At 77.7% G+C, this 18,916-nt stretch carries 18 protein-coding genes; 6 read left to right on the forward strand and 12 right to left on the reverse strand.

The features are described from left to right. The first annotated feature begins 58 nt into the window (after positions 1-58). Positions 59-502, forward strand: a complete 444-nt coding sequence (locus HLB09_RS01380) for an OsmC family protein (protein WP_171201621.1) — start codon at positions 59-61, stop codon at positions 500-502. Between the two features lie 32 nt (positions 503-534). Here HLB09_RS01380 and HLB09_RS01385 read toward each other — a convergent pair whose 3' ends face one another. The 7 genes from HLB09_RS01385 to HLB09_RS01415 all read right to left on the reverse strand — a co-directional run bounded on the left by HLB09_RS01385 (position 535) and on the right by HLB09_RS01415 (position 5,450). Continuing rightward, positions 535-1,920 (reverse strand): GntP family permease, encoded by a 1,386-nt coding sequence (locus HLB09_RS01385; protein WP_344552968.1) that lies wholly within the window; start codon positions 1,918-1,920, stop codon positions 535-537. A gap of 575 nt (positions 1,921-2,495) precedes the next feature. Then, a complete protein-coding gene (locus HLB09_RS01390) occupies positions 2,496-3,113 on the reverse strand; it encodes a DUF6286 domain-containing protein (RefSeq protein ID WP_171201622.1) in 618 nt (205 codons plus the stop codon). Further along, positions 3,110-3,538 (reverse strand): Asp23/Gls24 family envelope stress response protein, encoded by a 429-nt coding sequence (locus HLB09_RS01395; protein ID WP_171201623.1) that lies wholly within the window; start codon positions 3,536-3,538, stop codon positions 3,110-3,112. Before HLB09_RS01395 ends, HLB09_RS01390 begins: the two co-directional genes overlap by 4 nt. Continuing rightward, on the reverse strand, positions 3,531-3,710 hold the full coding sequence (locus HLB09_RS01400; protein ID WP_171201624.1) for a DUF2273 domain-containing protein: 180 nt from the start codon (positions 3,708-3,710) through the stop codon (positions 3,531-3,533). Before HLB09_RS01400 ends, HLB09_RS01395 begins: the two co-directional genes overlap by 8 nt. 97 nt (positions 3,711-3,807) lie before the next feature. After that, a complete protein-coding gene (locus HLB09_RS01405; protein WP_171201625.1) occupies positions 3,808-4,167 on the reverse strand; it encodes an Asp23/Gls24 family envelope stress response protein in 360 nt (119 codons plus the stop codon). Beyond that, positions 4,164-4,652, reverse strand: a complete 489-nt coding sequence (locus HLB09_RS01410; RefSeq protein WP_171201626.1) for an Asp23/Gls24 family envelope stress response protein — start codon at positions 4,650-4,652, stop codon at positions 4,164-4,166. The genes HLB09_RS01405 and HLB09_RS01410 overlap by 4 nt, the downstream gene beginning before the upstream one ends. An 81-nt stretch (positions 4,653-4,733) precedes the next feature. Next, on the reverse strand, positions 4,734-5,450 hold the full coding sequence (locus HLB09_RS01415) for a TetR/AcrR family transcriptional regulator (protein ID WP_212755719.1): 717 nt from the start codon (positions 5,448-5,450) through the stop codon (positions 4,734-4,736). A gap of 201 nt (positions 5,451-5,651) precedes the next feature. On the opposite strand from HLB09_RS01415, the gene HLB09_RS01420 reads away from it, so the two are divergent. Beyond that, positions 5,652-6,059 carry a hypothetical protein gene (locus tag HLB09_RS01420; protein WP_171201627.1) on the forward strand — a complete coding sequence of 136 codons (408 nt, stop codon included), beginning with the start codon at positions 5,652-5,654 and terminating at the stop codon, positions 6,057-6,059. 43 nt (positions 6,060-6,102) lie between these two features. Here HLB09_RS01420 and HLB09_RS01425 read toward each other — a convergent pair whose 3' ends face one another. The 3 genes from HLB09_RS01425 to HLB09_RS01435 all read right to left on the reverse strand — a co-directional run bounded on the left by HLB09_RS01425 (position 6,103) and on the right by HLB09_RS01435 (position 9,058). Continuing rightward, entirely contained in the window at positions 6,103-6,519 is a 417-nt protein-coding gene (locus HLB09_RS01425; RefSeq protein WP_322789980.1) for a DUF2256 and DUF3253 domain-containing protein, read from the reverse strand. Between the two features lie 16 nt (positions 6,520-6,535). Beyond that, positions 6,536-7,771, reverse strand: a complete 1,236-nt coding sequence (locus tag HLB09_RS01430; protein WP_171201628.1) for an FAD-binding domain-containing protein — start codon at positions 7,769-7,771, stop codon at positions 6,536-6,538. 132 nt (positions 7,772-7,903) lie between these two features. After that, positions 7,904-9,058: an SDR family oxidoreductase gene (locus HLB09_RS01435; RefSeq protein ID WP_171201629.1), complete on the reverse strand. Its 1,155-nt coding sequence runs from the start codon at positions 9,056-9,058 to the stop codon at positions 7,904-7,906. A gap of 210 nt (positions 9,059-9,268) precedes the next feature. Between HLB09_RS01435 and HLB09_RS01440 the strand changes: the two genes are divergently transcribed. Beyond that, complete coding sequence (locus HLB09_RS01440; protein ID WP_344553017.1) at positions 9,269-10,945, forward strand: alpha-amylase family glycosyl hydrolase; 1,677 nt, start codon at positions 9,269-9,271, stop codon at positions 10,943-10,945. Here HLB09_RS01440 and HLB09_RS19660 read toward each other — a convergent pair. Next, positions 10,877-12,079: a diguanylate cyclase domain-containing protein gene (locus HLB09_RS19660; RefSeq protein ID WP_171201630.1), complete on the reverse strand. Its 1,203-nt coding sequence runs from the start codon at positions 12,077-12,079 to the stop codon at positions 10,877-10,879. The two genes, HLB09_RS01440 and HLB09_RS19660, sit on opposite strands and share 69 nt — an antisense overlap. Before the next feature lie 50 nt (positions 12,080-12,129). Here HLB09_RS19660 and HLB09_RS01450 point away from each other — a divergent pair, with 50 nt between their 5' ends. Beyond that, on the forward strand, positions 12,130-13,593 hold the full coding sequence (locus HLB09_RS01450) for a dihydrolipoyl dehydrogenase family protein (protein ID WP_171201631.1): 1,464 nt from the start codon (positions 12,130-12,132) through the stop codon (positions 13,591-13,593). Between the two features lie 90 nt (positions 13,594-13,683). Further along, entirely contained in the window at positions 13,684-15,033 is a 1,350-nt protein-coding gene (locus HLB09_RS01455; RefSeq protein ID WP_171201632.1) for an alpha-amylase family glycosyl hydrolase, read from the forward strand. Positions 15,034-15,127: 94 nt separating this feature from the next. On the opposite strand, the gene HLB09_RS01460 is transcribed toward HLB09_RS01455, so the two are convergent. Continuing rightward, positions 15,128-16,186, reverse strand: coding sequence for an alpha/beta fold hydrolase (locus HLB09_RS01460; protein ID WP_171201633.1), 1,059 nt, complete (start codon positions 16,184-16,186; stop codon positions 15,128-15,130). 127 nt (positions 16,187-16,313) lie between these two features. Between HLB09_RS01460 and HLB09_RS01465 the strand changes: the two genes are divergently transcribed. Further along, positions 16,314-18,916: sensor domain-containing protein (locus tag HLB09_RS01465; RefSeq protein WP_171201634.1), on the forward strand; the 2,603-nt coding region annotated here is incomplete at its 3' end.

Raw genomic sequence — 18,916 nt, forward strand, 5'->3', positions numbered from 1 at the left:
CGTGCACGTCACCGCGACCGGCGCCGGAGCATCCGGCGCCCGCCCCCTCGGAGGTCCCATGCCCACGCGCACCGCTCGCACCGCCTGGAACGGCGGCCTGCAGGACGGCTCCGGCCAGGTCGAGCTGTCCAGCTCGAAGGTCGGCACGTACGACGTCTCCTTCCCCAAGCGCGCGGCCGACGACGCCGGAGGCACGACGAGCCCCGAGGAGCTCATCGCCGCGGCCCACTCCGCCTGCTACGCGATGCAGCTGTCCGCCTTCATCGCCGAGGCCGGCGGCACGCCGCAGAGCCTCGAGGTCAAGGCCGACGTCTCGCTCGGTCCGGACGAGACCGGGGGCGGCTTCCGGCTCACCGGCATCGTCCTCACCGTCCGCGGCGAGGTCGAGGGCCTCGACGCCACGGGCTTCGAGAACGCGGCGCAGAAGGCCAAGGCCGGCTGCCCCGTGAGCAAGGCGCTCACCGGCGTGGAGATCACCCTGGACGCCGCGCTCGAGTCCTGAGCCCCCCGGCGCCCTGACGACGACGGCGGGCGCTAGCCGATGACGAAGACGACCGCCGCGAGCGCGAAGGCGACGAGGCCGAGCAGGGTCTCGAGCACCGTCCACGTCTTCAGCGTCGTCTTGACGTCCATCTCGAGGAAGCGGCCCACGAGCCAGAACCCCGAGTCGTTGACGTGGCTGAGGACGACCGAGCCGGCCGCGAGGGCGATGACGACGCCGACGAGCTGCACGGCGCTGTAGTCGCCGGCGGCCACCGCCGGCTGCACCAGGGCCGCGGCCGTCGTCAGCGCGACGGTGGCCGAGCCCTGGGCGACGCGGAGCAGCGTCGCGATGACGAAGGCCGCCACGACGACGGGCAGGCCGACGTCGGTGAGGGTGTCCGAGAGGGCGTCGCCGATGCCGGAGGTGCGCAGGACGCCGCCGAACATCCCGCCGGCGCCGGTGATGAGGATGATCGCGCAGACGGGGCCGAGGGCCGAGTTGAGCAGCTCCTCGACGTCCTCCTTCGGGCGACCGCGGCGGGTGCCGAGGACGAGGCTCGCGAGCAGGACGGTGAGGAGCAGCGCCACGGGCGTGGAGCCGAAGACGCGGAGCACCGCGACCCAGGTGGCGCCGCTGTCGACGACGCCCGAGGTGGCCAGGGTGTTGAGGCCCGTCTCGAGGAAGATCAGCACGAGCGGCAGCAGCAGGAGCCCGACGACGGTGCCGGGCGACGGGGGGTTCGCCTCCGCCTCGTCGCTCGCCTCGCCGAGGATGCTCGGCACCGGGAGGACCACCCGCTTGCCGATCCACAGGCCGAAGACGTAGCTCGACAGGAACCACGTCGGGATGGCGACGACCAGCCCGATCAGGAGCACGAGGCCGACGTTCGCCCCGATGAGCGCGGTCGCGGCCACGGGCCCGGGGTGCGGCGGCACGAGGACGTGCATGGCCGAGAAGGCGCCGGCCGCCGGGAGCGCGTAGCGCAGCACGCCGCCGCCGAGGCGGCGCGCCACCGTGAAGACGATGGGCAGCAGCACGACGAGCCCGGCGTCGAAGAAGATCGGGAAGCCGAAGACGAGCGAGGTGATGCCGAGCGCCAGCGGTGCGCGCTGCTCGCCGAAGCGGCCGATGAGGCTGTCGGCCAGCGACTGGGCGCCGCCGCTCACCTCGACCAGGCGCCCGAGCATCGCCCCGAGCCCGACGAGGAGGGCGACGCTCGCGAGCGTCGAGCCGAACGCCGCCGTCAGGGACGAGATGAGGAACTGCGGCGGGATGCCGGTGGCGAACGCCGTCACCAGGCTGACGAGGATCAGCGCCAGGAAGGCGTGGACCCGGAACACGATGATGAGGACGAGCAGGACGGCGATCGCCGCCGCCGCGATGGCGAGCAGCGGGCCCGCCGTCAACGTCTGAGTCCAGTCGTCGATGGTCTCCACGAGCGTCCCCCCTCCAGGGCCGGAGCGGGCGACGTCGAGGCGCACGCGGGCGAGGACGTCGGGCCGCCCGAGGACGGCGCCGAGGTCGGCGAGCGCCGCCTCCGAGCCCTCGACCACCCGCTCGAGGTCGGCGGTGGGCTCGACCACGGCGGACAGCTCGACGACGAGCTTCCCCCGGTCGCGGACGAGCTTGCCGCGGGCCGCCCGGACCCCCGGGACGTCCTCGAGGGCGCCCGACGCGGCGGACGCCGCGGCCGACCCGTCGAGGAGCAGCTCGCCGGAGGAGCCGGAGCCCTCCAGGCGGACCGGGCCCACGCCGCGGTGCGTGCGGTGCGCGAGGAGCCACCACAGGGCGAGGAGGCCCAGGACGACGCCCGCGCCGAGGGCGGCGCCCGACCACCACGACGCCTCGAAGGCGTCGGTCGCCGTCTGGAGCGTCAGCTCCTGGGGGGCGCGGGGCCACAGCGAGGAGAGCCAGCCGCCCCACCAGAGCACCATGCCGACGCCGAGGACGAGGAGCAGGAGCCCCGCGACGAAGGCGGCGAGGCGGTCGACGCCGAGGACGCTGCGCTTGATCACCGGTCACCCCCCTCGACGCGGACCTTGACGGACGGCTGGCGCTCGACCGCCCGCAGGCGTTCGGCGACCGCCTGCTGGACGGCACCGGGCACCGACCCCTCGCCCGTCGTCTGCACGCGGACGACGACCTTGCGGCGGTCGGCCGACGAGCGGGCGCCGAGGACGCCGTCGACGTCGCGGGCCGCGCTGGAGGCCAGGCGCGCCAGGTCGCGCGGCTCCACCGACACCGCGGTGCGGGAGCGGAGGCGGATCTCCGAGCGCGTGCGGCGCCCGAGAGCGACGCGGAGCGCGAGCCACAGCCCCACGAGGGCCAGGACGACACCCACCGGCACCATCCACGTGGCGGGCGCCGTGCCGCGGACGCCCTCGACGAGCACCTGCGGCCAGGCCGGCCCGCCGATGACGCCGAGCGCCACGAGCGCGTGCTGCACGAGCGCGACCGCGAGGGCGAGCAGGCACAGGGCGAGGAGGACGCCGACGACCGGCACCGCCCCCGACCCGGTCCGCTCGGGCGCGGCGCGCATCGGCTCGCGCCCGCCGCCGGCACCCCCCTGCTGCTGGGAGGGCTGCTGACGGGGCTGCTGGGGGCGCGTCTGCTGCGTCGTGCCGCTCATCGGGCCCTCGCCTCCTGCTGCTGCCGGGGACGACGTCGGACGACGTCGCGGACGGTGACGGTGACGGCGTCGACGCGCACGCCCGCGAGCTCGCCGAGCCGGCGCGCCACGGCGTCGCGGACCCCGCCGGCGACCTGGGCGGCCGGGCGCGGCCACAGCGTGGCCACGTCGACCTGGACCCGGACGCGCGAGCCGGCCTGGTCGACCTCCACCGCGGGGTAGCCCGAGCTGAAGAGCCGACCCAGGGGGCCGGAGCCGCCGTCGTCGGGCGCGACGCCCTCGACCTCGCGCGCCGCGACGACGGCGATGCGCTGGAGGACCCGGTCGGCCACGACGAGGTGGCCGCGGTCGGCGCCGTCGTCGGGACCGGGCCCGGACGGCGGCTGGCCGGTGGAGGCTCCCGCGGCGGCCGGGGCCTCAGCCACGACCGCGGCCGCGCACCACGGCGGCCAGGTCGAGCTTGCCGTCGACGGCCGCGCCGACGACCCAGCCGACGGCGCCCAGCACGACGGCGAGGAGGAAGTAGCCGAAGCCGCCGAGGGCGGCGACCAGGGCGAGGAGGAGGCCGACGAGCAGGCCCGTCACGGCGGGGGACATGGCGACTCCGAGAGGGTGGGGGGCCTGGAGGGCCCGTGGTGCGGTGGCCCGACCGGTGGCCCGGACGGGTGCGGTGCGTGGGGCGCGTGGGCCCGGCTCAGGAGCTGGGACCGGCGGGCAGAGCCGCCTGGGCCGCCTCGGCGGGGTCGGCGACGTCCTCGACGACGACGTGGGCCGGCCGGTCGGCCAGTCCCGTCCACGCGGGGAGGTCCGCCAGCGCCGTCATGACGGCGGCGGACGTGACGGCCACCGGCTGCCCGAGGGCGGCGACGACGTGGACCTCCACCTCGTCCTCGGAGATGCGCACGCCCGCGACCCGGCGACCGGGCAGGTACGTGCCCACCTCGCCGAAGGGGCCGGCGTGCAGGGAGACGACCCCGGGCGCCGCGACCACGGCGTCGCGCACGACCTCCGCGACGTCGCGCTCGGGGTCGGGGGCGCCCGGGGCGGAGCTCACTGGACCCGCGAGGGGGCGGGCTCGGCGTCGGCGTCGTCGGCGTCGTCCTCCTGCGGGAGGTGGACGTCGTTGACGTCGATGTTGACCTCGGTCACCTTCAGCCCCGTCATGCGCTCCACGGAGGCGATGACGTTGCGCCGGACGCCGGCCGCGAGGTCCGCGATGGCGACGCCGTACTCGGCGATGAGGTCGATGTCGACGGCGGCCTCGCGCTCGCCGACCTCGACCCCCACGCCCTGGCTGTGGTTGGTGCGGCCGCCCGGGATGCGCTCCCGGATGCTGCCGATGGCGCGGGCCGCGCCGCCGCCGAGCGCGTGGACGCCCGTGACCTCCTTGGCCGCGAGGCCGGCGATCTTCGCGACGACGCTGTCGGCGATGGAGGTGCGGCCCTGGCTCGTGACGAGGGCGCTGGGCGAGGCCGCACCCTGCGCGGAGGTGGTGGTGCTCGTCGACGACGTGCTGCGCTCGGGCGACTTCTCGCTCATGTCGGGCTCCTGCTCCCCGCGGCGGACCGCGGACGTGTTTACGCCGTATGGACCCTGTCTCGAAGGACGGTAGACCGGCCCTCACGGGCGCGCGAGCCGAGCCCGCTCCCCGATGCGCTCGAGCAGGTCCTCGAGCCCGTGCGAGAACTCCTCGTCGAGGTCCTCGACGGCCAGGCGGGGCGCGAGCCGCTGCAGCTCGGGGTAGGCCGAGAGGTCGACGTCGGGCGGCGGCGGGCCCGTCGGCTCCGCCGGCACCGGGTCCACGCCCTTCGCCGACACCTCGAGCAGCAGGTGGCCGACGAGGAAGGACGCGAAGGCGCGGTAGGCGTAGATGGCCCCGTCCTCGGAGAAGCCGCGGGACTGCAGACCGGTGAGGAAGCCCTCGACCCAGCGCAGGCTCCGCAGCGGGGGGCGCACCCAGGGCGCCGCGGGCGGGCGCGTGGCGATGAGCGGGAAGAGCTGCGGGTGCTGGCGGGCGACCCGCCGGACCCCGTCGGCGACGCGGCGCAGGAAGTCCGCCCAGTCGTCGCCCTCCTGCAGGAGGACGGCCGGGTCGGCGTAGAGCTGGTCCATCACGCGGTCGACGAGGCCGTCGAGCAGCGCGTCCCGGCTGCGCACGTACCGGTAGATCGCCATCGCCTCGACCTGCAGCGAGGCGCCCAGACGGCGCATCGAGAGCTGGGCGAGGCCGCCGCGGTCGACGAGCTCGAGCGCGGCGTCGAGGACGGCGGCGCGCGAGAGTCCGGGGCGGCGGCGGGTGGCCCCCGCGCGCTCGCCCGCCGGCTCGCCGTCGACCACCGGTCCTCCTCGGGGTGCTGGGCTCCTGTCACCTCGGCCCGCGCGCCGTCGCCCGACCGCGTCGGGGTGGCTGCGTGCTCCGGGTGCCGATCGTCCTCCCCCGCGCGCGCCCCCGCCCGTCGGCGGTGATGATCGAGCGCCGGGCGTCGCCCGGACGGGGGGCAGCGCCGCAGGCGCGCACGCGCGAGACGAGGAGGCACCGTGGCGCCACCGCCCACCGGGGGCCGTGACGAGGTCGCCACCCCGGCGGCCGACGAGACCGCCGACGCGGCCCTCGACGACGCCCCCGACGACGCCACGACGGCCGTCGACGTCGACGGCCGCGAGGTCGGGCCGGTGACCGCCGTCTTCGAGGACGACCACACCGGCCGCGCCGAGCTGGCGCTCGTCGCCCTGCCCGACGGCCAGCGCCTCGTGCCGCTGGTCGGCGCCCGCACCGAGGGCGCGCGCCTGCACCTCGCCGTCACGGCCGCGGCCGTCGAGGCCTCCCCCGTCGCGGGCGACGTCGAGCACGTGGGGCCCGACGACGTCCTGGCCCTCTACCGGCACCACGGCCTCTCGCCCGCCGACGACACCGCGGCCGGCGCGGCGCCGGGCGCCGACGGCTGAGGCCTCCGAGGCACGCCGGCACCACCAGCCGGCGGGGGAGCCCTCAGGGACGGACCGCGCGGCGCAGCCGCACCGGCCCCCGCGCCGTCGAGGGGTCGACGACGGACCCGCGCTGGGTCACCTCCACCTCGCCGGCGGCGGCCAGGCGGCGGGCGGCGGCGCGCGCGGGCTCCATGAGCGGGCGCCAGTCCTCCCCGCCGACGGCGCGCGCGGCCTCCGAGGGGCAGATCGTCGCCCCGGGCGCCCGCGCGTCGAGCAGGCGCAGGACGGCCGCCTCGAGGTCGCGCCCCACCGGGTCCGCCCCGGAGCGGCGGCAGCGCTGGGAGCAGTAGCGGACGTCGTCCCAGTCGCGCTCCCACGCCTTGCGCCAGGTGATGGTGCGCCCGCACGCCGCGCAGGGCTTCGTGGGCAGGGCGTCGCGCGCCGACCCCCGCCCGCTGCGGCTCGTGCTGCGGCTCACGGCGCCACCGGGCGCCTCACCCGCGGCCGGGTGCGGACCGCACCCAGGCCGAGAAGGAGCGCAGCGACCCGGAGCCGGGGCGGCGCAGCCACGGCCACGGGTGGAGCGCGACGACGTCGAGGCGCGCCGACCGGCGCTTCCAGCCGGGCGTGAAGGTCCACGTCGTCGCGAGCGGGCGCCCCGCCAGCTCCTCGACGGGGTCGCCGAGGTGCACCTGCGCGCCCAGCTCGGCGAGGGTCTCGAGGAGGAACACCAGGCGCTTGCCCGACAGCCGCAGGCGCGCGAGCAGCGGCTCGTCGAGGACGAAGACGGCCGGCAGGTCCGGGTGGGCGGCGAGCGCGGGGTCGGCGTCGCCGAGCGACTCGGCCGTGAGCCACACCGCCTCGGGCTCGCCGGTGACCTCGGGGCGCCGTGGGCCGGCGTCGGTGGGGCCACCGGACAGGCCGGGCGGGCCCTCGAGGCGCGCGCCCGACTGCGCCTCCGGCCAGTCCTGCACCGGGCACGCGTCGCGCAGCGCGCACGAGCGGCACAGCTGCGGGGCCCGCTTCTCCACCTGCCAGCGGCTGAAGCCGTAGACCTTCCCCGTGGCCGTGCCGGCGGTCCACTGCCAGCCGAGGCCGTTGGCGAAGGGCGAGCCGTCGAGCAGGTGGCGGTACATCTCGTCGCGGCCGTCCCGCCAGTCCGCGCCGGCGCGCACGGCCCACTGGGAGGCCATCCACATGCGGGTCTGGTTGACGAGCCAGCCCTGCTCGTGGAGCTCGCCCGTCGTCGCGGCTATGCACGCCATCCGCTCGGGCCAGGGGTCGCGCTGCAGGCCCGCGTCGGCGGGCGGGGCGCCCGGCGCGGGGACGGGCGAGCCGGCGCGCAGCGGCTCGCGCAGCTCGCGGCCCACCCGGGCGTAGAGGTGGCGGCTGTACTCCTGCCACTGCAGCTCGTCGCGGAAGCGCTGGCGGTCCTTGGCCGGGGCGTCCGCGGCGGCGTCCCACACGTCGGGCAGCGGGAGCAGCCCGTGGCGGATGTACGGGCTCAGCCGGGTGGCGCCGCGACCGCTCTCGGGGGCGACGACGCTGCGCCGCCGCGCGTACCCGGTGAGGTCGAGCGCGGCGAGCGCCGCGTCCGCCGCGACCTGCCCGCCGCGGACGCTCGACGTCCCGTACGCGGCCGGCTCGTCGCACGTGAGGTGGGACAGGTGCTCGGCGACGTAGGCGACGACGCCGTCCCGGTCGGTCGGCGGGGCGGGCAGGAGGGGCACGGCCCGATCGTCACCCGGGCGCTGTCGTCCCGCCCGCCCGGGGTCGCCCCTCGGCGAAGGTGACGCCCCCTTCACGCCGGGCGGGCTCCCAGACGCGAAGGTGACGTCTCCTTCGCGCCGGGGGCGCGGAGCTCAGGGGACGAGGCGCTCCGCGCGGTAGGCGTCGACCTGGCGCAGCAGCGCCCGCTCGGTGCTCACCCAGCCCGTGTAGCCCAGGAGGCGGCTGCGGGTCATGTCGGCGACGACCTCGAAGGGGCGCCCCAGGTCGGCGTCGGTGTGCCACCAGGAGGCGACGCGCGCCAGGTCGGGCTCCGCGAGGCCGTGCTCGGCGACGAGGTCGGCCCACACGCCCTCGGCCCCCGCCATCTGCTCCTCGAGCGGCTGCGGCTCGTCACGGGGGCCCTGCGGCTCGACGCCGAGGTGCTCGGCGAGCCGGGGCCACAGGCGGCGCCAGCGGACGACGTCGCCGTCGACGACGTTGAAGGCCGTGTCCGCGGCCGCGGGCGTCGTCGCCGCCCACAGCTGGTGGTCGGCGAGGAGGTCGGCGTCGGTGACGTCGACGACGCCGTCCCACTGCGCCCGGGAGCCGGGGAAGACGAACGGGCGCCCGAGCCGGCGCTGGATCCCGGCGTACGCGCCGAGCGTCGCCGCCATGTTCATGGCGTTCCCGACGGCGTGGCCGACGACGGTGTGCGAGCGGTGGACGCTCCAGGTGAACTCGTGGGCGTCGGCCGCGGCGAAGAGCTCGTCCTCCTGCGCGTAGTAGAAGTTGTCGACCGGGAGGCGCTCGGCGTCCTCGAGGAAGGGCGTGTCCGGCATCTCGCCCTGGCCGTAGGCCTCGAAGGGGCCGAGGTAGTGCTTGAGCCCGGTGACGAGCGCGACGTGCCGCACCGAGCCCTGCGGGCCGAGCACGGCCAGGAGGTCGCGCACCATCCCGCCGTTGACGCGGATGTTCTCCGCCTCGGTGTCCTGCCGGGCCCAGGCGCCGACGAACACGTGGGTCGGCCGCAGGTCGGCCAGCGCCTCCTCGAGCGAGGCGCGCGAGGTGAGGTCGGCGGCGACGTGCGCCGCGCGGTCGTCGGCGGGGCGGCGGCGCGAGAGCCCCGTCGTCCGCCACCCGGCGTCGAGCAGCTGGCGCACGAGCGCCGAGCCGGTGATGCCCGTCGCCCCGACGACGAGCGCGTGCGCGCCCTCGGGGGGCGTGCGGACGGGCGTGGGCGCGCGGTCGGCGCCGGGGTCGCCGGCCCATCGGGCGCCGAGGTCGGACGGGGTCGTCGTCGTGGTCACGGGTCGGCCAGCGACGCCGGGCCTCCTCCTGTTCCACCCGGAGCGCTGCCGGACCGCGAGCACGCCGCCGAGGTGCCGTCGAGGCCGCGCGGCGCCTGGGTGACGATGGCGCCCGTGACCCAGCGCCCCCTCGAGCCGCGCAGCACGGACGCGCGCACCCCCGAGCCGGACCCCGCCGACCCGGCCCTCGACGGCGTCGCGCCCCTCGACGTGCCCGCCGACGCCGGGCGCGCGTGGTGGCGGACGGCCGTCGTCTACCAGGTGGTGCTGCGGTCCTTCGCCGACGGCGACGGCGACGGGGTCGGCGACGTGGCGGGGCTGCGCTCCCGGCTGCCGCACCTGCGCGACCTCGGCGTCGACGCCGTGTGGGTCAACCCCTGGTACGCCTCGCCGATGGTCGACGCCGGGTACGACGTCGCCGACTACCGAAGGCTCGACCCGCGGTACGGCTCGCTGGAGGACGCCGAGGCGCTGGTCCGCGAGGCGCACGCGCTCGGCATGCGGGTGCTGCTCGACGTCGTCCCCAACCACACGAGCGACCAGCACGCGTGGTTCCGCGCGGCCCTCGCCGGCGACGAGACCGCCCGCGCGCGCTACCTCTTCCGGCCCGGGCGCGGGGCGGACGGCGCCGAGCCGCCCAACGACTGGGAGAGCTGCTTCCGCGGCCCGGCGTGGACCCGGACGACCGACCCGGCCACCGGCGAGCCGGGCGACTGGTACCTCCACATGTTCGCGCCCGAGCAGCCCGACCTCGACTGGTCGAACCGCGAGGTCGCCGACGAGATGCTCGACGTCCTGCGCTTCTGGTTCGACCGCGGGGTCGACGGGTTCCGCGTCGACGTCGCGCACGGCCTCGTCAAGGCGCCCGGCCTGCCCGACGCCGCGGGCCGCGACCGGCGCACCGAGGAGCACCCGGGCTGGGACCAGGACGAGGTCCACGACGTCTGGCGCGAGTGGCGGGCGCTCGCCGACTCCTACGACCCGCCGCGGGTCTTCGTCGCCGAGGCGTGGCCCGCCCGGCGCGCCGAGCGGCTGCCGCTCTACCTGCGCCCCGACGAGCTGCACACCGCCTTCGAGTTCGAGCCCCTGCACGTGGCGTTCCGGGCCCGGCCGTGGCGCGACGTCGTCGACCGCTCGCTCGCCATGGCCGAGCTGACGGGCGCGCCGTGCGCCTGGGTGCTGACGAACCACGACGTCGTCCGCCAGGCCACGCGGTACGCGCGCACCCAGTTCCCCGAGAAGGGCACGAACGAGACCGAGCGGGCCCGCTGGCCCACCGAGGTGCCCGACCTGGACCTCGGACGGCGCCGCGCCCGCGCCGCCGTCGTGCTGACGGCGGCGCTGCCCGGCGTCCTCTACGTCTACCTCGGCGAGGAGCTGGGCCTCGAGGAGGTCGAGGACGTCCCGGCCGAGCGCCGCTCCGACCCCATCTTCTGGCGGTCGGGCGGCACCGACCCGGGCCGCGACGGGTCGCGGGTGCCCCTGCCGTGGTCGGGCGACGCGCCGCCCTTCGGCTTCTCGCCGCCGACGCGCGCCGACGGCTCGCCCGCCGCGGAGCCGCACCTGCCGCAGCCCGCCGGGTGGGCGGCGCTGACGGCGGCGGCCCAGGACGGCGACCCGACCTCGACCCTCTCCCTCTACCGGCGGCTCCTCGCCCTGCGCCGCGAGCACCTCGCGCCCGCCGGGCCGATGCGGTGGCTGCCGACGCCGTCGCCCGACGTCCTGGCGCTGGCCCGCGAGGGCACCGACGTGCAGTGCTGGGTCAACCTCGGCGCCGAGCCCGTCGCGCTGCCGGCGGGCGCGCGGGTGCTCGTGGCCTCAGCTCAGGTCGACGGCGGCGTCCTGCCGGGGGACGCCGGGGCCTGGGTGCAGGTCGCCGACCGCTGAGGGGCGTCCTGCGCGCCGCCGGCCCTTGGCCTCGTACATCGCCGCGTCCGCCCGGACGAGGAGGTCGACGGCGGACGCCGGGCCGTCGGCCCAGGCGGCGCCGGCGCTGACCCCGAGCACCACCTCCACCCCGAGGGCCGGGACGGGCGCGTCGAGGCAGCGCTCGAGGCGCCGGGCGAGGGCCTCGGCCGCCGCGGCATCGGGCACCTCGGGCACGACGGCCGCGAACTCGTCGCCGCCGGTGCGCGCCAGCAGCGCCCCCGCGGGCAGGACGGCGCGGAACCGCTCGGCGACGACGACGAGCACCTCGTCGCCGACGGAGTGGCCGTGCCTGTCGTTGACGGGCTTGAAGCCGTCGAGGTCGAGGACCAGGCCGGTGGTGCCCTCTGCCACGAGGCCCTGCTCGAGGAGCCGGCGTCCGAAGCCCCGCCGGCCGAGCACGCCGGTGAGCGCGTCGTGGTCGGCGGCGTGCTGGAGCTCGGCGTGCTGGGCGCGGCGCGCCTCGTCCAGCGACGCGTCCGCCTGCGCCCGCTGGCGCGCCAGCACGACGAGGTTGACGGCGAGCCCGAGGCCGAGGAGCACCGAGACCCCCAGGACCACCCACCCGAGCGCCCCGGTGACGACCTGGGGGGCCAGCCCGGTGGCGGCGGCCGCCGCCCCCAGCCCGGTGAGCCCCCCGGTCATCACGGCCGCCCGCACGAGCGAGGGCCGCCGGTCCCACTGGGTGCTCACCGCGACCACGAGGGCGCAGCCCTGCGGCACGAGGACGAGCAGGCCGCCCGCGACGAGTCCAGCGGCGACCGCCGCGGCCCCCAGGACCATCCGCGTCGTCGAGCGCCGGTCGAGGTCGGGGCCGCCGAGCAGGCGCTGGACGCCGTCGACGCGCAGCCCCATGGCGACGCACCAGGCAGCGACCTGCACCACGGGGTGCGGCACCTCGACACCCGCGGCGCGCACCGCGGCCATGACGCCGAGGACCACCACGACGGTCGCGGTGAGCATGAGCAGCACCTGCACGGGCAGGGGCAGCCGGGTGAGCACGCCCGTCGGCCGCCCACCCGACGGGGGAGCTCCTGCCGCCGGGGTCATGCCGCGGGCATCGACGGCGCCGAGCGCCGCCTTGAGCCGCCGCACGGCCTCGCGGACGTCCGGTCACCGAGCAGGGCGCCGTCCGCCGGGCGAGCATGGCGCCCGTGAGCGCGACGACCGGTGCCGAGCCCGAGCCCTACGACGTCCTCGTCATCGGCGGCGGACCCGCCGGCACCGCCGCCGCGCTGCGGGCGGCGGGGCTGGGCGCCCGGACGGCGCTCGTCGAGGCGCGGCGCACCGGGGGCACGTGCGTCAACACCGGCTGCGTGCCGACGCGCGTGCTCGCGAAGACGGCGCGCCTCGTGCGCGAGGTGCGCCAGGCCGGCGACTACGGCCTCGCGGTCACCGAGCAGCCCGTCGACTGGGGGCGGACGGTCGCGCGGGTGCGGGCGACGATCGAGCGGGTGCAGGAGGCCAAGGCCGAGCCGGAGAAGCTCGCCGCCGCCGGCGTCGACCTCGTCCTCGAGGGGCGGGCCCGCTTCACCGGCCCGCACGAGGTCGAGCTCGAGGGCTCGGGACGCCGGCTGCGGGCCCGGTCGGTCGTCGTCGCGGTCGGCGGGCGGTCGCGGCGCCTGCCGGTCCCGGGCGCGGAGCTCGCCGTCCTGCCCGAGGAGGTGCTCGACCTGCCCGCCGTGCCCCGGCGCCTCGCCGTCATCGGGGCGGGCAACACGGGCGCGCAGCTCGTCACGGTCTTCGACGCCCTCGGCAGCGAGGTCACGCTGCTGGAGGTGGCGCCGCGGATCCTCGCCCAGACCGACGCCGACGTCTCCGCGGCCGTCCACCGCGCCTTCGTCGAGCAGGGCGTGCGGGTGCGCACGGGCCTCGCGGGCGTCTCCTCCCTCGAGCGCGACGGCGACGGCGTGCGTCTCACCTGGACCGACGGCGAGCACGACGGCGGGGAGGAGCGCTCCGAGGTCTTCGACGCCGTGCTCATGAGCACCGGCTGGCCGGCCTCCCTCGACTGCCTCGGCCTCGAGGCCGCCGGCGTCGAGCACACCGGCCGCGGCATCCCCGTGGACGAGCACCTGCGGACCAACGTCGAGCACGTCTACGCCGTCGGCGACGCCAACCAGGAGTCGATGCTCGTGCAGGCGGCGCACCGCGAGGCCGAGGACGCCGCCGTCAACGCCGTCCTCGGGCCGCGCCGCAGCCGCCGCCACGAGCTGCTCCCCGCGGGCGGCTTCACCGACCCCGACTACGCCGACGTGGGCCTCACCGAGGCGCAGGCCCGCGAGCGCGACCCGGGCTGCGTCGTCGCGCTCGTGCCCTTCGCGCAGATGGAGCGCCCCGTCATCGACGACCGCACCCGCGGCTTCCTCAAGCTCGTCGCCGACAGCCGGCGCGAGCAGCTGCTGGGGGCGCACGCCGTCGGCGAGAGCGCCGTCGAGGTGGTGCAGGCGGTGACGACGGCGATGGCCGCGGGCGTCGACGTCGCCACCCTCGCCCGGGTCGAGTACGCCTACCCGACGTACAGCGCCGTCATCGGGGCGGCCGCGCGCCACCTGCTCTCCTCCGCGCCGACGTCGTACGAGCACGCCGACCAGGGCGCCACCGGCTGACGCCCGGGGGCGGACCAGCGACGACTCGCCCTCCCGGGGGCCCGTCCGGCGAGCGCGCGAGGCGCCCCCGCCGTGCGGGAGGGTGGGGCCATGAGCACCGCGCGCGTCGAGGGTCCCGCCTGGGTGCGGGACGCCGTCTTCTGGCACGTCTACCCCCTCGGCTTCGTGGGGGCGGAGAAGGAGGGCGACCCCCAGGGGCCCGTCGTCCACCGGCTGCCGCACCTCGTCGGCTGGCTCGACCACCTCCTCGCGCTCGGCGCCAACGGCCTCCTGCTCGGGCCCGTCTTCGCCTCGCAGACGCACGGGTACGACACCGTCGACCACCGGCGCGTCGACCCCCGCCTCGGTGACGACGCCGACCTCGACGCGCTGCTCTCCGCGGCGCGGGAGAAGGGCGTGCGGGTCCTGCTCGACGGCGTCTTCAACCACGTGGGCCGCGACCACTGGGCCTTCCGGCAGGTCCTCGAGCAGGGTCCCTCGGCGTCGACGGCGTCGTGGTTCCGCCTGCGCTGGCCCGAGGGCGGGTGGCGGCCGGGCGTCGAGCCGGACTACGACGACTTCGAGGGCCACCACCACCTCGTCGCGCTCGACCACTCCTCGCCGGCGGTCGTCGACCACGTCGCCGAGGTCATGTCCCACTGGCTCGACCGCGGCGCGGACGGCTGGCGCCTCGACGCCGCGTACGCCGTCCCGACGGCGTTCTGGGCCCAGGTGGCCGACCGGGTGCGCGAGCGCCACCCCGACGCGTACCTGCTCGGCGAGGTCATCCACGGCGACTACGCGGGCGTCGTCCGCGAGGGCCACCTCGACGCCGTCACGCAGTACGAGCTGTGGAAGGCGGTGTGGTCGAGCCTCGTCGAGGGCAACCTCTGGGAGCTCTCCCACGCCCTCGGCCGGCACGCCGAGTTCCTCGAGGCCTTCACGCCGCAGACCTTCGTCGGCAACCACGACGTCACGCGCATCGCCAGCCGCCTCGACGACGACCGCCACCTCGCGCACGCCCTCGTCGTCCTCCTCGGGGTGGGCGGGACGCCGTCGGTCTACTACGGCGACGAGCACGCCTACCGCGGCGTCAAGGAGGACCGCGAGGGCGGCGACGACGACGTCCGCCCGTCCTTCCCCGCTGCGCCCGAGGAGCTCTCGCCGGTCGGCCTGCCCGTCTTCCACCGCCACCAGGAGCTCGTCGCGCTGCGTCGGCGCCACCGCTGGCTCCACGCCGCGCGCCCGTCGGTGGTCTCGGTGGAGAACCGGCGCCTCGTCGTCGCCTCGGAGGACCCGTCCGGCGGTGGCGAGCGCCTGCTGCTGGCCCTGTCGCTGGAGGACGAGGAGGTGGCGCTCGAGGCCCCCGGCGCCCGCGAGGTCCTCGCCGGCGACGGCGCGCGGCTCGACGGCGACCGCGTCGTCCTGCCGCCGCACGGGTGGGCGGTGCTCGCGGGCTGACGAGACCGCCGCCCCCGGAGGACCTGTTCGTCGGAGGTGACCGTGCACGGTCACCTCCGACGAACAGGTCGTGGCGGGCCGTCCGCGCCCTGGGTCAGCGCGCCGCGGCGCGCACCTCGTCCAGGACGAGGTCGACGAGCTCCGGCGGGGCGTCGTAGGCGACGCCGTGCGCCCCGGGGACGACGGCGCAGCGCCCGTCCGGCACCGAGGAGGCCACGTCCTCGCACCACCCGGCCCGGCACACCGGGTCCCGGTCGCCGCGGACGACGAGCAGCGGCACCTCGAGCCGGTCGTCGAGCTCCTGCCGGGCCCGCTGCAGCGCGCGGCGCATGAGGGCGACCATCTGGCCCGGACCGGCCCGCACGTAGTCCAGGGCAGCGACGACCCACAGGCCGGGGCTCTCCCGCAGGGCGTCCTGCGCCAGCCGTCCGGCGAGCTCGCGCACGCGGGGGCGCTCCGGGTCGCCCGTGGGGGCGACGGCGACGAGCCGCAGCACGAGGTCGGGGGCGCGCAGCGCGACCTCGCCCGCCACCTGCGCGCCGAGCGAGTGGCCCACGAGCACCGCCGGGCCGACGTCGTGGGCCCGCATCCACGCGGCGACGGCGTCGCCGAGCTGCTCGACGTCGAGCATCCCGAACCGCGGCTGCGGGCTGCGGCCGTAGCCGGGCAGGTCCGGCGCGAGCGCGCGCGTCGAGCGCCCGAGCCCGCGCACGAGGCCCTCCATCGAGCGCGAGGACATGCCGAGGCCGTGCACGAGCACCACGGGGGGCAGGGACCCGGCCGACGTCCCGCCCGACGACGGCAGCGGGGGGACGTCGGTGCCCGACCCGGCGCCCGCCGTCGGCGACACCTCGCGGTGGGTCATCCGCGCGACGACGTCCCCGCCGGAGGGGCGCCGGACGACGACGAGGTAGGACGCCGCCAGCGACGCCAGCGGCAGCGCGACGGCGGCCGCCCGTCGCACGAGCGCCCGTCGCCGCTCGTGACGGGTGAGGGGGAGCCGGACGGGCCGACCGCCCGGGAGGACGACCGTGCCGGGCAGGCGGGCGGCGTCGGGCAGGGGCAGGCGCACCAGCGCCGACCTCACCTCCCGCACGGCCCGCGCCAGCGCCCGCCGCTGCGCGCGGGCGGCGGAGGGCTCCAGCGGGTCCATCGCCCCAGCATCCCGGTCCGTCGCGCGGGCGACCGCACCGGCACCCGGTCGACCACCCCGGTCGCCGGCCGGTCCCCGGCCGGGACGGCGCGCTCAAGCCGCCGCGCCCTCCTGCCGAGGAGCACCCATGGGCACCGTGGAGACCACCGCGGCGAGCGACGGGGCGGCGACCCGCGCCGTCGCTCGGCCCTCCACCCTCGTGCTCCTCCTCGCGGCGCTCGTCGCCGCGTCCGTCCTCGGCCGCCTGACCCGCCCCGCGGACAGCGAGCTCTCGCTCGTCTGGCCCGCGGCGGGCGTGGCCGTCGTCGCCCTCGCCGTCCTGCGCGGCACGCGCTGCTACCTCCCCGGCGCCGTCGTCGTCGCGGGCGTCGTCGGCGTCGTCATCGCCGCCACCGGCATGCGCGTCGACCTGTCGCTCGTCCTCGGCGTGCTCAACGCCGCCCAGGCGCTCGCCGTCGTCGAGGTCTACGCGCGGCGGCCCGGGGGCGACGGCGCCACCGGCCTCCGCAGGACCCGGGACCTCTGGTGGTTCGCGGCGGCCGCGGCCCTCGCGGCCGGGGCCGCCGGGGCGCTGCTGGCCCTGGCCGCCGTGGTGCTGGGCGCCACCGGCGACGTGGCCGGCGCCGCGACCACCGCGGCCCAGTACTGGGTGCGCCACCTCGTCAGCCTGGTCGTCGTCGTGCCGCTCGCCCTGCGCCTGCTGGCCCGCCCCCGGCCGCGGGAGCACACCGCCGCCGGACGGCGTGAGCGCGCCCTCATGGTCCTGGCCTTCGCGGCCAGCTACGCCGACGTCTTCTGGTTCGCCACGGGCGACCTGCTCCCCTTCGCCCTGCTGCCCGTGAGCGTGTGGCACGCCCTGCGCCGCTCGACCACGGCCGTCGCCGGCCACGTCATCGTCTCCGCCGCGGTGGTGATCGCCGCGACGCTCCTGCGCTCGGGCCCCTTCGGCGACCTGCCGACGCCCGAGGCCGTCGTCCAGGCGCAGTGCTTCATCGCCGTCGTGGCGCTGCTGAGCCTCGTCCTCGCCCTCCACCGCGACGAGCGCGAGGACGCCCTCGCCGCGCACCGCCGCGAGCACGCCCTGCTCGAGGCGGTCTTCGCGGCCACCGGCACGGGCCTCGACGTCTACGACGCGGCGGGCCGGGCGGTCCGCCGCAACCCGGCCTCCGAGGCCCTCGTCGGTCCGGTCCCGGGACCGCTCGCCACCTGGTCGGAGCTCTTCCGCTTCTCCCGCCCCGACGGCAGCCCCCTGGACGCCGCTGAGCTCCCGGTCGCGCGGGCGCTCGCCGGGGAGAGCGTCGACGGCGTCGACGTGCGGGTCCAGCGCCCCGGTCGGGAGCCGGCGGTGCTGTCCGTGGCCGCGCGCCCCCTGCCGCCGGACGCCGACGGCGCGCCCACGGGCGCCGTCGCCGCGTACGTCGACGTGTCGGCCGCGCGCGAGGCCGCCGCCGAGCTCGCCCGTGCCCGCGACCTCCTGGCCGGCGTCCTCGACGGCGCGACGGAGCAGTCGATCATCGGCGCCGACGCCGCCGGGCTCGTCACCGTCGTCAACGCGGGCGCCGAGCGGATGCTCGGGTGCGGGCGCGACCAGCTGCTCGGGCGCGCCCTCGTCGAGCTGCACGACGCCGACGAGCTCGCCCGGCGCACCCGGGCCCTCGCGCTGCCCGACGACGCGGCGCCGCTCGAGGCGCTCGTGTCCGTGGCCCGGAGCCGGCGGCACGAGACGCGGCGCTGGACCTACCGCCGCGCCGACGCCTCGACCCTGCAGGTCCAGCTCACGACCACCGCCGTGCGCGACGACGCCGGCACGCCCACGGGGTTCATCTGCGTGGCCACCGACGTCACGGGGCGCCTGGAGGCCGAGCGCCGGCTCGCCGACTCCGAGCAGCTGTTCCGCCTCGGGTTCGAGGTCGCGCCCTCCGCGATGCTCCTCGCGTCCCTCGACCCCGCCGCGCCGGGCCGCCTCCTGCGGGTCAACCGCTCGGCGTGCGCGCTGACCGGCCGCCACGAGGAGGACCTCCTCGGCCGCGACCTCCTCGACCTCCTGCACCCCGACGACCGGGACGGCCCGCTCCGCGACCTCCTCGCCGGCGCGGACGAGCGCGTGCGGTGCGAGCGGCGGGTGCTGCGCGCCGACGGCACGAGCCGCTGGGGGTCGGTGTCGGCCGCCGTCGTGCGCCCCGCGGCGGGCGACCCGTACGTGGTCTGCCTCGTCGAGGACGTCACGGCGCAGCGCGAGGCCGAGGAGCGGCTCTCCCACCAGGCGCGGCACGACGCGCTCACGGGCCTGCCCAACCGCCTGCTGCTGCGCGAGCGGCTCGAGGCCGTCGCGGGCGGCGGGGCGCGCGCGCTCGGCCTGCTCTACCTCGACCTCGACGGGTTTAAGGCCGTCAACGACGCCCACGGGCACCCCGCCGGCGACGAGCTGCTCCAGCACGTGGCCCGCCGGCTGCGCGGCTGCCTGGGCCCGGAGGACGTGGTGGCGCGGCTCGGCGGCGACGAGTTCGCCGCCCTCTGCTCCGCCGCCGGGCCGGCGCGCGACCTCGAGGACCTCGCCCGGCGCGTCGTCCAGGAGCTGGCGCGGCCCGTGCACCTCGAGGGCGCCGGCGTCCAGGTCGTCGTCGGCGCCAGCGTCGGCGTCCGCCCCGCCGGGGACGGCTCGCCGTCGTCGCCTCCACGCACCCGGCCCTCGCGGCCACCAGCGCCGATGACCTCGTCGCGCTCGCCGCC

The organism is Pseudokineococcus marinus (genome assembly GCF_013004605.1).
GTDB classification, from domain to species: domain Bacteria; phylum Actinomycetota; class Actinomycetes; order Actinomycetales; family Quadrisphaeraceae; genus Pseudokineococcus; species Pseudokineococcus marinus.

What these genes read in the sequence shown, in the direction of transcription:
- HLB09_RS01460 (WP_171201633.1), bottom strand. Translation starts at nt 16,186, where the DNA reads ATGGACCCGCTGGAGCCCTCCGCCGCCCGCGCGCAGCGGCGGGCGCTG.
- HLB09_RS01390 (WP_171201622.1), bottom strand. Translation starts at nt 3,113, where the DNA reads ATGAGCGGCACGACGCAGCAGACGCGCCCCCAGCAGCCCCGTCAGCAG.
- HLB09_RS01380 (WP_171201621.1), top strand. Translation starts at nt 59, where the DNA reads ATGCCCACGCGCACCGCTCGCACCGCCTGGAACGGCGGCCTGCAGGAC.
- HLB09_RS01410 (WP_171201626.1), bottom strand. Translation starts at nt 4,652, where the DNA reads ATGAGCGAGAAGTCGCCCGAGCGCAGCACGTCGTCGACGAGCACCACC.
- HLB09_RS01400 (WP_171201624.1), bottom strand. Translation starts at nt 3,710, where the DNA reads ATGTCCCCCGCCGTGACGGGCCTGCTCGTCGGCCTCCTCCTCGCCCTG.
- HLB09_RS01455 (WP_171201632.1), top strand. Translation starts at nt 13,684, where the DNA reads ATGAGCACCGCGCGCGTCGAGGGTCCCGCCTGGGTGCGGGACGCCGTC.
- HLB09_RS01450 (WP_171201631.1), top strand. Translation starts at nt 12,130, where the DNA reads ATGGCGCCCGTGAGCGCGACGACCGGTGCCGAGCCCGAGCCCTACGAC.